Source organism: Pseudoalteromonas sp. SG45-5, from assembly GCF_014164085.1.
In the GTDB taxonomy this organism is placed as follows: Bacteria; Pseudomonadota; Gammaproteobacteria; order Enterobacterales; family Alteromonadaceae; genus Pseudoalteromonas; species Pseudoalteromonas aliena.
In genome coordinates, this window is the sequence record NZ_JACJEM010000050.1 from 1 (window position 1) to 14,403 (window position 14,403).

The window sequence follows — 14,403 nt, forward strand, 5'->3', positions numbered from 1 at the left end:
ACATACAGGACTAAGTGCGTATGATTGCTCATAACAGCATAAGCACAGACGTCAATACAAAATATCTTGGCTAACTCTAGCAGTTTGTCTTCAACCCACCCTCTGCGGTGCTCGTAAGATTGACCAGTAAAATGGTCTTCACCGCACAAAAAAGCACGCCGAACACAACGTGATATACAGTGGTAGTACTTTGTATCAACCAAACTTACTTGACGCTTTCTTGCGATTGCCATAAGACACTCTGCTTGTTTTCACACTGATGAAAGCCTAGTACTTAGTTCGCCAAACTGCAAAAATTAGAGTGGGTGTCTAGTTTATTGATCGATAAATTTGGCAAAGTTATAACCCAATCAACGGGTTCGCCTATACTTGAAGGTGAAAATTTTATCATTAGACTTATTGAATCGATAAAAACAGTGGCCGGTCACTTAGCATCTGACGTAGCTACTCCATCGGGGTTACCAGCACCATTAATGCCACTACTATCTTTCCTACAATTCGGTTCTATAGGAGATAAGAATTACACAATAGCTGAAATTGCCAGACTAATGTACAGAAGCGGTTATGACCTCAGACACTTCATAGCATCATCTATACCATTAGCAATAAGCGAGTTTATTGTAAGGCTTGGTTTTATAATAAAAAGGTTACATCGCGGCTACTCATTTAAAGACTCAATTCCAAATGCTTCAAATACAACATTAAGACGCCAACTTATTATTTGTCATGCAACATCAGGATTAATCAATGCAGGAAAAGTTTACATAACCAAAAACCCTTTAAGTATCAGCTGGCCTTTAGTCCTTTTGTTACTCAGGTATTCATATCCTGAATTAAAGTATCTACTTTTTGGGGAAGAAGCAATAAGATCCTCATTGGTTGAGAAAGAGATCTTTGATGGTTATGAATCTTTGAATTCAGAACTTGATCAATATTTTATAAGTGATTCACGAATACAAGTTTAATCTAAGTTAACTCTTAATATTTTTACGAGTTAAATAAGAACCAACTAACGTTAATATGTATTAACGTTAGTTGGTTTTATTATGCCAATAGGTAGAAGTTATTACTATTTGTAATATGCGCGTCAACTTTGATACCTACATCAACTTTATCTTCTAGTTTTACGCTTTTTACTGCATCGTTATTAACTTGCATCCCTTCAATGTTTACTGTTATGAAGTTGGGATAAACTGATTTTCTTTCTACAATAATCTTAGAGGCGCTTGTTAACTCAATGTCAGAAGCATCACAACATAAGATTGAATTATTAAAGACAGAAATTGGCTTAATTGGAGTGCTTTTCACGTTGACTTTTTGGTTCAAAACTCTATCAGTTAAACAATGATATAGAGATTCGCTATAAGACTGAAAGAAAACACAATATTCAAGAATTAATTCAGGAGTTAATAAATTTAGAACTTTCGTACCATGAGCGACTTCATTTCTTCTATCTGCAATCTCATCTATAGCTTTAAAAAGTTGCTTAGAGCTAGTTCCTTCAGGATTATCAAATTTACTTTCTAGCGTACTTTTTATCGGTTCGTAATTGCAAACTAACTTATTTAAATCATTTATATCAACACTCTTGAAATACTCATTTATTGAACTGCTCCGAAAATTTGAACTATGCTGTATAAAAGCTTCGTAGTTAAGTTTAATGGAACCGTTTGATACATTATTGTATAACGCTGAAATAATGATTTCAGGTGCTAGATCTTTATTTTTTTGAAGACCCAAATTTAAAAGCAGCTCCGAACACTTCTTTATATTGGCTTCCCTAATTTTGTTAGGTAATTCATTGTAAGTGTTGAAAACACTAGATATTGAGACCAAATAACCTTTAAGTAAATCTTCAATATAACGCTCAAAAATTCCATACAACGAAATAACATAAGAGTTATAATTAAATATTTTATTAGCCACCATATTTATTTCAATATCTTCAACTAAATGCTTTAGAGAATCATCTTTTTGCAATGAAGAAACTGTTTTTAAAGTAGATGTTTGAGAAGCTATGTGCTTCTCTAGAGCCTCTAACTCCTGACTGAAATCCTCAAGAGCTGCTTTCATGATACAAATTGATTAAAGAAGTCTGAAAATATTTTAAACCTCGTATTTACCGCATTCTTATTAGTATCTCTACCCTTCATTTGTTCATATATATCTTTATGAAATTGCTCAGTAGCAGCGAGAATTTTGCCTTTATTTGCTATTAGCTCATCTTTCTTATCTAGCATTGTAGAAAGCACGTGCATTATTGGATCATATAATAGTTTAGTTGGTCGCTCATAATGGAACCACTTACCTTCTCTATGTCTATGTAACCAGAAAGCTTTTTCCCCATAGATATCCCACGAGAGCTTTATAGTTTCTTCAAACAACCTCTTTTGTTTTTCAATAACTTCAGGGGTAAAAATTACATTACCTTCCTTTTGAAACTCATCAAAAAACACTTCCATTGTGTTACCTTTCCAATTATCAAGCTGCCTATATGCAAAGAACCTCAAACATAACTCAACGTCTGACATATCTTTATATAGTTCGTTAGATATGACCTCATTTCTATCCGTTGTACCAGTTTCAAGCTCTTCTGCGTCTGGTACAGGTATATTCCACAACCTGCAAAAGTATTCATTTCTAGCCAATGAAATACACATTGAATTCACCACCCCTGGATATAGTGCATTCCGTATTTCTTGAGGCTTTAACTTTTCACCACCACTATTAATCCTTTCAAAAACCAATTGCTTCAAACGGTTGGCTTCTTCAGTACTTTTTGCAGTTTCTTGTAGTAGGATAATTGAAGAAATATACCTACGGTCAATCCCTTTTTGTATTTGCTCTGGCAAACTAGAATATGTGCACCCATTCAATTCAGGCCACTCTGATAGTCCTGCTAGTTGAAATTCATTTGCATAAAATTGTGAGATAGCAGTCAAGCGCTGCAACCCATCCATAACTTCGTACTCTGAAAAATTAACTTCATAGAGAAATATAGGAGGAATAGGAACATTCATGATAAATGATTCTATTAGTTTCGATTTTCTTTCAATACCCCAGCGATGCCTCCTCTGAAATTCAGGATTTAATTTATAATCATCACTTTTTACCATTGCAAGTATTGTATTTAGTGGATATCGTGCCTGCTCTGTAACAATTCTGACAGCACCTTTTATATATTTTTCATTCGCCGCTGATTTATCAAGGTCTTCAATCCCACCATGCCCGTTTTTATCGAAATCAATTTTTTCATTATCAAACAGTTGAATATCCATTATTTATCTCTACCTGATTAGTTGGTTTGAACCAAAGACGTAACAGAACCCTTTAGAGGCCCAGCGTGTGACACCAATATACTATTTTATCTAATTTAATCAAATACAAAACGAGCTAACAACTTGCTGCAACCTCTTCAAATTAGCCCCACCATGCGTGTACTTATCTGTAATCCCACCTTTTGAAATTTCGTGACCAACAACTTGTTGTATTAATGAAAGATCAAACGAGTGATTATTTCTTATGTTACTTATGAACGTATGTCTAAAGCTGTGGTAACTACGCAGCTCATCTAATTCATTAACACTAGGTATTTCAAGATCTAAAACCAAGCGACCAAACCAACTAGTAATACTCTCAGCCGATGTTATTTCATATAGAATACGCTCTTGCGTTTGCTCTACGTATTCTAAAAAGCCAAGTTCGATTAACCGTTTATGGATAGGAATTTTACGTTTAGCGTTATTCGTTTTAAGGCGTTGGGATTCATGCTCATCAGTCACTAAAATGTAGTTAATACCATCTTCAATACGGATATCAGGTTTTCTTAACTGGTATATCTCTGTTCGTCTTGAACCTGTATACATGGCTAATAATAGTGACCACTTTTGCCATGCATATTTTGTTTGTATTGCAAAGGCTTCAAACTTAGTAAGTTCTTCGCTATTAAAAACACCACGTATACGCTGTTTAAAGTCTCGTTTTATAGTACATGGTGAATGCTGAATATATTCAACAGTATCTCTTTTAGCATACGCGAATATCCCCTGTAACCACTTGTAATAGCCTTGAACTGTTTTAGGTGTAACTAAGTCATCATCTGGCACATCAAAGTCTAGGCACTCTTGCAGGCTCATTTTACTGTATGGTGCGCAGTTCTTTTTAGGTAACTGATAACAACGGTCAATAAAACGACCTATATCACTCGCTTTGTAACTTTCAATTGGTTTATCTTCACTCAGTAAACACCATGCTTCGTAGTGGCGAGCATACTCTTTTAAAAGCCTATCGCTTAAACCTGCATTTACTTTGAAATCTAAAAACTCAGCATAAACTTCTGAAAATAATGGGCCTTGAGTTTGTAGTTTTTCTTCACTTGGCTGACTTTCAGCTATGGTGTAAGAGCTTTTATTAAACATTGAATCTAATAAATGTTTTTGCTCTGAATCTTTAGTTAAGCAAGAGGCCAAGTATTTAGCCTGTAAATTTCTTGAGGTTTCTAGCATACTTTTGAATGCCGAATACTCTAATGACCCATGTTCAAACTCTACATCGTATTTGTTTAGTGTATCAATTGCATTAATATTATCGGCATAAAAGTTGTCGTTTTCATCTGAGTCATCAAATAAGTCTTCATCTGTTTCAACTTCAGAACTATTAAACATACCAGCGAGTAAAAACGTATCTAATTGACGTGCAAGCTGACGAATACTTTTTTCAATTTGTTTATTAGCTACAATATCGGCATTACTTAAACCACTATTTTTAAGTGCCATGTACTTGCTGACCAAAACGTAAATATTGAGCACTTCATAATCATTGTTTTTTAAAGCTTCAACCAATAATTCACCTGTCTCACCATCTGCAATAGAAAGCATAATGTTTGCTGCGGTTCTTAAATGTGTAGGTGAGTGACTGTTTAACGGCTTTGCTTTAATGCCATTTATAGAGTGTGCCGTTGAAGCATAACGTTGTTCTTCTTTTGCTATTATTTTTTTGCTTAGCTCATGGGTAAGTTTTTGCTTCATATGAATTAAGATACGTTTTGCTTGAGTGATTAAAGTTTCAGTATCTATATTGTGTCGTTCACTCGCAAGTATTTTTAGTTTATCTAATTCGGGTTTGATTAAGTCTAGAAAGTTTAAAGCATGATGAAGATGTTTGGTTTTAAGTGAAATGCGTATATCGGAGCCGATAAATTTACTAGGGAAAACATAACGAAAATAGTAACGCTCTTTTCGTAGTATGAGGTGTTCGGGGAGTTTGATATGTCTCATTAAGTTACCTATGTGTAAGTAACGTATTGAGTTTATTTGGCACACTATTTGGCACACTTTTAAATTTTGTGCCATGAGATTAGTGGTTCAAGCGTAAGCACCTAATAAATCAGATGCTTACGCTTGAGTTTGAGTCAGCCTATAAGCCGGGTTTTGTCCTTTCCGAAGAAAGTGATAATCATTCGTCTAGGCCATAAATCGCTCTATGGCTCAAGCAACCTACCCGGTTCTCACGTGGGCCACGCGTTCATTATTTAAAATGATAGAACCCTATTTGGTCTTGCTCCGAGTGGAGTTTACCTTGCAACCGACTATTACTAGCGGCCCGGTGCGCTCTTACCGCACCCTTTCACCCTTACCAACCGAAGTTGGCGGTCTCCTCTCTGCTGCACTTGTCGTGGGCTCACGCCCCCCAGCCGTTAACTGGCACTCTGCCCTGTGGAGCCCGGACTTTCCTCCCCCTGATCATTTTCGTCACAGGCAGCGATCATCTTGGCTGACTCGGCGCGCAGTATACATGAGGTGAATGCCAAGCGCAGTAAGATTTACTCTTTTTCTTCAATAATTGTTTTATACAAGGCGTTTTTTTTCATTCCAAAGTAATCAGCAACAACACCACAGGCTTTTTTCATTGGCATTTCATTTTCAAGTAATGCCAACATTTTGCGTGCTTCTGGTGGAACGTCGTCTACTTGCTTGGGTTTACCTGGCAGCATGAGTACTATTTCGCCGCGTTGCTTGGTTGGATCGTTTGTTAAAAACTGTTTTAGCTCACTTACACTGCCATTAAAAAATGTTTCAAACGTTTTGGTCAGCTCTTTAGCAAACACGACTTGTTGATCGTCGCCAAGTGCTTGGGCTAAATCATCAAGGCTTGCCATTATACGGTGCGTGCTTTCGTACATTATGCTGGTCATGCTTGAATTAACAGCCTCAGTAAAAAAGTCTTGACGGGCTTTACTTTTAGCCGGCGTAAAGCCTAAAAATTGAAAGCGGTCTGTGGGTAGCCCAGAGCAACATACTGCAGTAATTGCAGCACACGCACCAGGTATAGGTGTTACATGTGCGCCTTGCTCGCGGCATAAGTTTACAACCGCATAACCAGGGTCACTGATCAAGGGAGTTCCAGCATCAGAAACCAGCGCGATATTTAGCCCTTGGTTAAGCTGATCAATTATTTGTTGCGCTTTTTGCTTCTCGTTATGATCGTGTAATGCAAAGGTTTTAGCCTTGATACCAAAGTGGCTGAGTAGCTTGCCAGTATGGCGAGTATCTTCAGCAGCTATTAAGTCGACTTGCGATAATGTCGCGATTGCACGCTGACTTAAGTCGTCATAATTGCCAATTGGGGTGGCTACGATGTAAAGAGTGCCAATTTTCTGTGAATTCTCCTCATTTAACATTGAGGTCTCCTGCGTCAGTCAGTAATATAAGCAAATCGCGTTAACGTATTGGGAAATCATTGTGCGACTTAAACTAGTTAGTCTATTAATTATATTGTCAGGGTTATCGGCTTGTAGCACAACCGAAAAACCAACTAAAAACAGTGATAACTTCAGTAACAGTGCTAATGCACTAAAAAATCAAGCAACCAGTGCACAATCTATCTATCTATTAGCTCAAAATCGTCAAGGTGCCGATAAAATACAGTTATTATATAGCGCGCGCGATGCTGCAATTAATGAAAAAAACTGGCCTTTATTAGAGCAAATAGGCAGTGACCTTGAGCTAACAGCCAGTGTAGATCAGATTCAAAATCGCCTTTATATTGCGTTTGCGCAAAAACAACAAAATAAAAACAAACAAGCCTTAGTTATTTTGCAGTCTTTAGACGGTCAACTTATTCAGCCTGAACATTTTGCATGGCATCAGTTTTTAACTGCTAGTATTTATGCATCACAAAATTTTCCTAAAAAAGCAGCGCCTTATTTTTTTAAAGCATCAGAAACCGCAGCTAAAAATAATATTGATATTCCGCAGCTTAATGAAAGCTTGTGGGATAACTTAAAAAAGCTCTCGTCTTATGCACTTGAGCGCTTTAACCGTGGAGCAGTGATCCAACAAGGTTGGGTTAACCTTGCTTTATACCACCAAGTTTATGCAAATAGCGGTGTGGAATTAGACCAAGCAATTAATAACTGGCGACGCCGTTATAGAGGCCATCCTGCAGATTCTATTTTACCTAAAAAAGATGAAGCACTTACCGAGTTAGCTGCCATAAAAATTGAACGCTTAGTGGTGCTATTTCCGCAGTCGGGCCCTAATGAGCGTTTAGGTGACGCACTTAGAGCTGGCGCTTTAGCAGCGCTGGATACAAAAAAGATAGCTGAAACTATTTTTATTGACGAAAACCTAAGCACCGAAGAAATTGCAATACAGCTTGAAAAAATTAAGCCTGACTTTGTGATTGGCCCACTATTAAAGGCTAACATCGACAAGCTAGCGAGTGCTAAAACATTAATTGATACACCCGTTTTGCATTTGAACACACTTGATGGCGAGCGTATTTCACTACAGCATTACTTTTTTGCATTAAATCCAGAACATGAAGTAGAACAAGCATTGGAGCACTTTTTAGCTATGGGTTACCAAAAACCTATGTTACTTGCGCCTAATAATGCTAACGGACAGCGCCTAGTTGATTATTTTAATTTGCAATGGCAGCGCTACAGTGAAACTAAAGCGCAAATTGGCTTATACAATGATAAAAAAGATATGCCAAACACCATTACCAGTTTGCTCGAAGTTGATAAATCAAAAGAACGTATAAAAACTGTAAAAGCGTTATTTAAGCAAGAAGTCGAAAATGAAACACGCTCACGCGGTGATATAGACGTTATTTATATTCTAGGTGATGCAATCGAAACACGTTTAATTAAACCTTACTTAGATGTAAATGTAAGTACATTTGCGGACAGAATTCCGCTTTACGCTAGCTCAAAAAGTCATAGTAAACAGATTGATCGTACAGACAAAGGTGATTTAGATGGCCTATACTTTACCGAGTTACCGTGGATGCTTAATTCACAACTAAAACAATCAAATTTACGCTATCAATATAATACATTGTGGCCTGATCAGGCTGATATAAGCCAGCGCCTATTTGCGATGGCATACGACGCTGTACTCGTGTTACATGATATTAGACAGCTAAGTATAATACCTGGTAAGCAGTTTAATGGCCTAAGTGGCAAACTATCGGTCAACAGTAATGGCTATATAGAACGCACACTCGATTGGGCACAATATGCAAACAGACGCATTAAACCTGTTAAGTTAAAAACACAGCGTCCTATTCCGTTATTTATGCAATCAGCGGGTGAAATACACACTATAAATTAAATAAGGGGGCGACATGTCGTGGTTTAAAGAGCTGTGGCAAAATAGTCGTGAAAAAGGCCAGTATTATGAGCTTGAAGCACAAAAATACTTAGTTACTCAAGGGTTAATCCCGATTGAGCGTAATTATTACTGCCCCTTTGGTGAGCTTGATGTCATTATGAAAGAGGGCAACACCCTTGTATTTGTAGAAGTTAAATTTCGTAAAAATAATTCACGCGGTGGTGCAAACTATGCGTTAAGTCCGCAAAAGCAAGCGAGGCTAAAACGCAGTATTTATCATTATTTAGCGGCTAAAAATTTAACAAACGAAGCACTAAGAATTGATTACGTAGCCATAACGGGAGAGTCATCCCCTAAAATAAACTGGCTTAAAAACGTATTTTAAATACTTAAGCAACATGAGCTTAAGTTCAATATAAAGATCAAGTATAAATTATTGGTAGGCTATGCAAGACACAATTAAAGAAATTTTTACAGAAAGTATTCAAGTTCAAATAGCCGCTGGAGAAGTACTCCCCAGTGCGCTTGAGTCAGCGGCATTTACAATTGCACAAAGCATGATAAACGGAAATAAACTCATTTGTTGCGGGACTGCAAATTGCCATATGTTGGCACAGCATATGGCGGGAGTTTTGGTTAATCATTACGAAACCGAGCGTCCGTGCCTACCTGCTATTGCTTTATCTCAAGAAAATGTAAATTTAGGGCAAGCTAGCCAAAACGACGAGCATGAAACATTTGCTCGGCAAGTTCGTGCGTTTGCTCAGCAAGGCGATTTATTACTGGTATTGGCAATAAATGGTAACGAGAAACATATTATTTCTGCTGTAGAAGCTGCACTAACCAAAGATATGAAGGTCATAGTCATGGTTGGTGATGATGGGGGCGAATTAGTGGGTTTGCTTGGCCCTAATGACGTGGAGATCAGAACACCTTCTAAACGTCCTAGCCGCATTATAGAATCTCATTTGGTTAACTTACATTGCTTAAGCGAACTAGTTGATTTAACGCTTTTCCCGCAGGATGAAAATTATGTTTAAACGTGCTCTTATTGTTTTAAGTACTGTTGTGTTATTACAAGGTTGTGCCGCTGCAATTGTTGCAGGCACGGCTAGTGCAGTGACCTCTGCAAACGATCGCCGTACTATTGGTTCGCAAATTGATGATAACAATATTGAAATAAAAGCGAGCATTGCTTTTAGTGAAGTAGAACGTCTCGAAAAATTTGCTCATATTAACGCTATAAGCGTTAATGGCATTGTTTTACTTGTGGGTCAGGTTCCAAACCAAGAAATGAAAAATGAAGCTCAGCGCACCATTGAGGGCGTAGCTGGTATTCGTAAAATACATAACCAAATTCGCATTGGCTCGAACATTGGAGTCACTACACAAACACACGACTCTTGGCTTACATCAAAAGTTAAAGCACAGTTACTCACCGCAAAAAATATCAGTAGCAATAACATTAAAGTGGTTACCGAAAATGCTGAGGTGTTTTTAATGGGCTTAGTCTCAGAGCAAGAAGCAAATCAAGCGGTTAATATTACCCGTAATGTATCGGGCGTTGAGCGTGTAATTAAAGTATTTGAATATATGTAAAAATAATAACAGGCATAAAAAAACCGCTTAAAAGCGGTTTTTTTTGACATTTATATATTATTTAATAACACGTAAATGTGAGCCTTTTTTCTTTTCAGGCTTTTCTGGCGGTGTTTCATCAATAAATTCAACCGATGAATCAACGCTTTCAAGCTCTGGAGCAAAGTCGTCTTCGTCCCCTAAAAACTCGTCTACTGTAAAGACTGTACCTTCACCATTTTCACGCGCATATATTGCTAGCACTGCACCTAGAGGCACATACACTTGCATTGGCTGACCACCAAAGCGCGCATTAAAGCTTAGTTGGGTTAAGTCTAACGAAAACTGTGTTACTGCTGATGGGCTTATGTTTAAAACAATTTGTCCATCTTGAACAAACTGTGTAGGCACTTGCACATTAGCAAACTCAGCATCTACCATTAAGTGTGGTGTGCATTCGTTATCGACTATCCAATCAAAAAAAGCACGTAATAAATAAGGACGATTAGGTGTCATTATAAACGGATCTCACGCTCAGCTTCAGTTAAAGAAGCTTGGAATGATTCACGCTCAAATAAACGGATCATGTACTCTTTCATTTCTTTAGAACCCGCACCATTAAGCTCAATACCAAATTCTGGTAAGCGCCATAGTAGTGGAGCCAAGTAACAATCTACTAAGCTAAACTCTTCACTCATAAAGTAAGGAGCTTCGTTAAAGATAGGTGCTACAGCTAGTAATGCTTCTGTTAACTCTTTACGAGCTTGAGCCGCATCTGATGTGTTGTTGATGATTTTATCAGCTAGGCTGTACCAATCAGTATCAATACGGTGCATCATTAAACGGCTACGGCCACGCATTACCGGATATACAGGCATTAGTGGAGGATGAGGAAAACGTTCATCAAGGTATTCCATGATGATATTTGCCTGATATAAACCAAGCTCACGGTCAATCAGTGTTGGCACTGTACCGTAAGGGTTAATTTCGTGAAGTGCTTCTGGCAGGTTATCTTTTTCAGCCAAATGAATATCTACACTTACACCTTTTTCAGCAAGTACAATGCGTACTTGGTGGCTATACATACAGTTAGCCCCAGAAAAAAGGGTCATTACAGGGCGCTTATTGGCAGCTACGGCCATGCCTACCTCCATTAAATCACTAAAACAGCAATAGGGGCTTAAGCCCCTATTGCAAAATTACCTTTAAATATGTTCAAACTTAATGAACATCTCTCCAGTATTCTTTCTTAAGCATAAATGCCAAGATAAATAGGATGATTAAAAATCCAATTACCTTAATACCTAGTGCTTCCGACTCAAGACGTGAAGGTTCACCCACGTACTCAAGGAAGTTCGTTAAATCACGAGCTGCTTGATCATACTCATCTACGCTTAACTCACCCGTACCATCTGTTTCAGTAGCAACCACTTTAGTCACTGTGTGACCGTGCTCTTCTACTTCTTTAGTGATAGGAGCTGGTAAACCTTGTAGTTCTTGAAGAACATGCGGCATACCTACCGATGGAAAAACAATATTGTTAACTCCAAACGGGCGAGACTCATCTTTATAAAACGATTTTAAGTACGTGTAAATATAATCAGGTGATTTTACACGCGCAATTAGAGTCAAATCCGGCGGAGCCGCACCAAACCATTTTGCTGCATCGTCTTTTGTAATTGCATTTGTAATATGGCTACCAACTTTAGAACCGTCAAAAATCAACTGCTCTAAACCAACTTCTGTTGGGATACCTATATCACGAAAAGTACGCTCATAACGCTGATACTGCATTTGGTGACAACCAAGGCAGTAGTTCATAAACAACTTTGCACCGCGTTGTAAAGATGGTTGATCAGTAAGGTCGTTATTAGCTTCCATTAAAGGAACCGACGGACCCGCTGCCATAACCATGTTAGGCAACAAGTTTACTGATAAAGCAAATAAACCAATAATAAGCTTCTTCATCATTTTGTTAACCTCTCAGGCAATGGCTTAGTTTTTTCATTCTTACTGTATACGAACAACAGTACGAAGAACATAAAGTAAGTCACAGTACAGATTTGAGAAATTATCGTTTTCAGATCAGTTTGTGGAGTTGCACCCACCCAACCTAAAAGAACGAAAGTAACAACAAAACCTGCAATGTTCCATTTATGGAAACCACAACGGTAACGAACTGACTTAACCGTACCACGGTCTACCCAAGGTAATAACGCAAGCACTACAATCGATGCACCCATTGCTGCAACACCGATTAACTTATCAGGGATTGCACGTAAGATTGCATAGAATGGCGTAAAGTACCAAACTGGAAAAATATGCTCTGGTGTTTTAAGCGGGTTAGCTGCTTCGAAGTTTGGACCTTCTAAAAAGAAACCATTCATCGCAGGCATAAAAAACACAACCCAACAAAACAAGATTAAGAAACCAACCACACCCACAATATCTTTAACTGTGTAATAAGGGTGGAACGGTATTGCATCAACAATGTCTTTTTTGTCAGTGTAATACTCATGAAATTTAAATTTAGGCTTATCTTCTTCAGCTACAGAGCCTTTCTTACGCTTAATTTCAACACCTTCAGGGTTGTTTGAACCCACTTCGTGTAAAGCTACAATGTGTAAGAAAACTAAGATAACAATAACCAGTGGTAATGCAATTACATGCAGTGCAAAAAAGCGGTTAAGCGTTGCACCCGATATTACGTAATCACCACGGATCCAAAGTGTTAAGTCATCACCAATTACCGGAATAGCGCCGAATAATGAAATGATTACCTGTGCACCCCAAAATGACATTTGACCCCATGGTAATAAGTACCCCATGAACGCTTCAGCCATTAATGCTAAAAAGATAAACATACCGAACAACCACAGTAGTTCACGTGGTTTTTGGTAAGAACCGTAGATCATGCCACGGAACATATGCATATATACAACAATGAAAAACGCTGATGCACCAGTTGAGTGCAAGTAACGCAATAACCAGCCATATTCTACATCACGCATAATGTATTCAACTGAGGCGAATGCGCCCTCAGCAGATGGCACAAAGTTCATCGTTAACCAAATACCGGTAAGAATTTGGTTTACTAGTACGAGCATGGCTAGTGAGCCAAAAAAGTACCAGAAGTTAAAGTTTTTAGGTGCTGGATACTGTGCAATGTGCATGTTCCAAACACGTGTCATTGGGATTCGGTCGTCTATCCAACCAATAATCTTACCAAACATTAGACTACCCCTCTTTCTTCGCCCACTAAAATAGTGGTTTCATCTAGAAAAGTATAAGGTGGTATTTCTAAGTTTAATGGTGCAGGTACCGATTGAAATACTCGGCCAGCCATATCAAATTTAGAACCGTGGCATGGGCAGTAGAAACCATCGTCAGTCCCTTCTACTTTTTCACCAAAGTTACCTTGTAAAAAGCCAGGAGAACATCCTAAATGCGTACAAATACCTACAGCCAAAAATATTTCTGGGCGTAGTGAACGGTAATCATTTGTTGATGATTCTAATTGTTGTGGCTCTTGCGATTGCGGATCACGAAGTTGACCTTCGTGTTCTTTCATCTGCTCAAGCATTTTTGGGGTACGTGATACAACCCATACAGGTTTACCACGCCACTCGACACGTATTAATTGTCCAGGCTCAAGTTTGCTGATATCTACTTCTACAGGCGCACCCGCAGATTTAGCTCGCTCACTTGGATTCCAAGACGCAATAAAAGGAACAGCAGCCCCAGCCGCACCAACACCACCAACAACAGAGGTAGCTATGGTTAAAAAGCGACGTCGGCCATTGTCTACAGGCGCATTGCTCATCCACTTATCTCCACTTACGATTCTCAACACTTGCTATATTGAGAACATCAGTTACAGCAGGTTAATTATTCGAAATTTTTAAAATAGAAACGATCATAATTAAAACCCTTGATTAAAACAAGGTTATTCACAGCCTCATGCTCTAACAAACCCAACTTCACCTAAGGTGCAATAAGCCAGTTTGAGTATAGGGCCGAATAGTTATAATACCGTTTCTGTAAAAACAATGTACTGACCAAGATCAACTTCACTAAACAGAAGCTGTAAAAACTACCTATAGCGTCGTTCAACCGATCATTTTACTTACCGGACAATTGTAGCAAATAAATCCATCAATTAACTGATGGATTTAAACTAATTACGATAATTATTTAACTTTTTTGC

General features: G+C 38.2%; 14 protein-coding genes, 1 other RNA gene and 1 pseudogene. 5 read left to right on the forward strand and 11 right to left on the reverse strand.

Going from position 1 to position 14,403, the window contains the following annotated elements; genetic code table 11:
- Positions 1-233, reverse strand: a pseudogene (locus H5119_RS15380) (Mobile element protein); the annotation flags it as partial.
- An 84-nt stretch (positions 234-317) separates the two neighbouring features.
- Here H5119_RS15380 and H5119_RS15385 point away from each other — a divergent pair.
- Positions 318-965 carry a hypothetical protein gene (locus H5119_RS15385; RefSeq protein ID WP_182702869.1) on the forward strand — a complete coding sequence of 216 codons (648 nt, stop codon included), beginning with the start codon at positions 318-320 and terminating at the stop codon, positions 963-965.
- A gap of 79 nt (positions 966-1,044) precedes the next feature.
- Here H5119_RS15385 and H5119_RS15390 read toward each other — a convergent pair whose 3' ends face one another.
- The 5 genes from H5119_RS15390 to rsmI all read right to left on the reverse strand — a co-directional run bounded on the left by H5119_RS15390 (position 1,045) and on the right by rsmI (position 6,679).
- Complete coding sequence (locus H5119_RS15390; protein ID WP_182702870.1) at positions 1,045-2,073, reverse strand: MAE_28990/MAE_18760 family HEPN-like nuclease; 1,029 nt, start codon at positions 2,071-2,073, stop codon at positions 1,045-1,047.
- Positions 2,070-3,278 carry a DUF262 domain-containing protein gene (locus H5119_RS15395; protein ID WP_182702871.1) on the reverse strand — a complete coding sequence of 403 codons (1,209 nt, stop codon included), beginning with the start codon at positions 3,276-3,278 and terminating at the stop codon, positions 2,070-2,072. Before H5119_RS15395 ends, H5119_RS15390 begins: the two co-directional genes overlap by 4 nt.
- A 99-nt stretch (positions 3,279-3,377) precedes the next feature.
- A complete protein-coding gene (locus tag H5119_RS15400) occupies positions 3,378-5,276 on the reverse strand; it encodes a DUF3258 domain-containing protein (RefSeq protein WP_182702872.1) in 1,899 nt (632 codons plus the stop codon).
- A gap of 126 nt (positions 5,277-5,402) precedes the next feature.
- Positions 5,403-5,780, reverse strand: an RNA gene (gene rnpB, locus H5119_RS15405) — RNase P RNA component class A.
- Between the two features lie 41 nt (positions 5,781-5,821).
- Positions 5,822-6,679 carry a 16S rRNA (cytidine(1402)-2'-O)-methyltransferase gene (rsmI, locus tag H5119_RS15410; protein WP_077535994.1) on the reverse strand — a complete coding sequence of 286 codons (858 nt, stop codon included), beginning with the start codon at positions 6,677-6,679 and terminating at the stop codon, positions 5,822-5,824.
- Between the two features lie 61 nt (positions 6,680-6,740).
- Between rsmI and H5119_RS15415 the strand changes: the two genes are divergently transcribed.
- The 4 genes from H5119_RS15415 (at position 6,741) to dolP (ending at position 10,217) form a co-directional block, all read left to right on the forward strand.
- Positions 6,741-8,618: a penicillin-binding protein activator gene (locus H5119_RS15415; RefSeq protein ID WP_182702873.1), complete on the forward strand. Its 1,878-nt coding sequence runs from the start codon at positions 6,741-6,743 to the stop codon at positions 8,616-8,618.
- Positions 8,619-8,631: 13 nt separating this feature from the next.
- A complete protein-coding gene (locus tag H5119_RS15420; RefSeq protein ID WP_077535996.1) occupies positions 8,632-9,003 on the forward strand; it encodes a YraN family protein in 372 nt (123 codons plus the stop codon).
- A 61-nt stretch (positions 9,004-9,064) separates the two neighbouring features.
- Positions 9,065-9,658 (forward strand): SIS domain-containing protein, encoded by a 594-nt coding sequence (locus tag H5119_RS15425; RefSeq protein ID WP_077535997.1) that lies wholly within the window; start codon positions 9,065-9,067, stop codon positions 9,656-9,658.
- Positions 9,651-10,217 (forward strand): division/outer membrane stress-associated lipid-binding lipoprotein, encoded by a 567-nt coding sequence (gene dolP / locus H5119_RS15430; RefSeq protein ID WP_182702874.1) that lies wholly within the window; start codon positions 9,651-9,653, stop codon positions 10,215-10,217. The genes H5119_RS15425 and dolP overlap by 8 nt, the downstream gene beginning before the upstream one ends.
- 57 nt (positions 10,218-10,274) lie before the next feature.
- Here the strand turns inward: dolP and H5119_RS15435 are convergent, their stop codons facing one another.
- The 5 genes from H5119_RS15435 to petA all read right to left on the reverse strand — a co-directional run bounded on the left by H5119_RS15435 (position 10,275) and on the right by petA (position 14,019).
- Positions 10,275-10,712, reverse strand: coding sequence for a ClpXP protease specificity-enhancing factor (locus tag H5119_RS15435; protein WP_182702875.1), 438 nt, complete (start codon positions 10,710-10,712; stop codon positions 10,275-10,277).
- Positions 10,712-11,338 (reverse strand): stringent starvation protein SspA, encoded by a 627-nt coding sequence (gene sspA / locus H5119_RS15440; RefSeq protein WP_077538834.1) that lies wholly within the window; start codon positions 11,336-11,338, stop codon positions 10,712-10,714. Before sspA ends, H5119_RS15435 begins: the two co-directional genes overlap by 1 nt.
- Positions 11,339-11,417: 79 nt before the next feature.
- Positions 11,418-12,167, reverse strand: a complete 750-nt coding sequence (locus tag H5119_RS15445) for a cytochrome c1 (RefSeq protein ID WP_077535999.1) — start codon at positions 12,165-12,167, stop codon at positions 11,418-11,420.
- Positions 12,164-13,429, reverse strand: a complete 1,266-nt coding sequence (locus tag H5119_RS15450; RefSeq protein WP_077536000.1) for a cytochrome b N-terminal domain-containing protein — start codon at positions 13,427-13,429, stop codon at positions 12,164-12,166. The genes H5119_RS15445 and H5119_RS15450 overlap by 4 nt, the downstream gene beginning before the upstream one ends.
- A complete protein-coding gene (gene petA, locus H5119_RS15455) occupies positions 13,429-14,019 on the reverse strand; it encodes a ubiquinol-cytochrome c reductase iron-sulfur subunit (RefSeq protein ID WP_007378319.1) in 591 nt (196 codons plus the stop codon). Before petA ends, H5119_RS15450 begins: the two co-directional genes overlap by 1 nt.
- Between the last annotated feature and the right edge of the window lie 384 nt (positions 14,020-14,403).

What these genes read in the sequence shown, in the direction of transcription:
- H5119_RS15390 (WP_182702870.1), bottom strand. Translation starts at nt 2,073, where the DNA reads ATGAAAGCAGCTCTTGAGGATTTCAGTCAGGAGTTAGAGGCTCTAGAG.
- H5119_RS15395 (WP_182702871.1), bottom strand. Translation starts at nt 3,278, where the DNA reads ATGGATATTCAACTGTTTGATAATGAAAAAATTGATTTCGATAAAAAC.
- H5119_RS15400 (WP_182702872.1), bottom strand. Translation starts at nt 5,276, where the DNA reads ATGAGACATATCAAACTCCCCGAACACCTCATACTACGAAAAGAGCGT.
- rsmI (WP_077535994.1), bottom strand. Translation starts at nt 6,679, where the DNA reads ATGTTAAATGAGGAGAATTCACAGAAAATTGGCACTCTTTACATCGTA.
- H5119_RS15420 (WP_077535996.1), top strand. Translation starts at nt 8,632, where the DNA reads ATGTCGTGGTTTAAAGAGCTGTGGCAAAATAGTCGTGAAAAAGGCCAG.
- H5119_RS15425 (WP_077535997.1), top strand. Translation starts at nt 9,065, where the DNA reads ATGCAAGACACAATTAAAGAAATTTTTACAGAAAGTATTCAAGTTCAA.
- dolP (WP_182702874.1), top strand. Translation starts at nt 9,651, where the DNA reads ATGTTTAAACGTGCTCTTATTGTTTTAAGTACTGTTGTGTTATTACAA.
- H5119_RS15435 (WP_182702875.1), bottom strand. Translation starts at nt 10,712, where the DNA reads ATGACACCTAATCGTCCTTATTTATTACGTGCTTTTTTTGATTGGATA.
- sspA (WP_077538834.1), bottom strand. Translation starts at nt 11,338, where the DNA reads ATGGCCGTAGCTGCCAATAAGCGCCCTGTAATGACCCTTTTTTCTGGG.
- H5119_RS15445 (WP_077535999.1), bottom strand. Translation starts at nt 12,167, where the DNA reads ATGATGAAGAAGCTTATTATTGGTTTATTTGCTTTATCAGTAAACTTG.
- H5119_RS15450 (WP_077536000.1), bottom strand. Translation starts at nt 13,429, where the DNA reads ATGTTTGGTAAGATTATTGGTTGGATAGACGACCGAATCCCAATGACA.
- petA (WP_007378319.1), bottom strand. Translation starts at nt 14,019, where the DNA reads ATGAGCAATGCGCCTGTAGACAATGGCCGACGTCGCTTTTTAACCATA.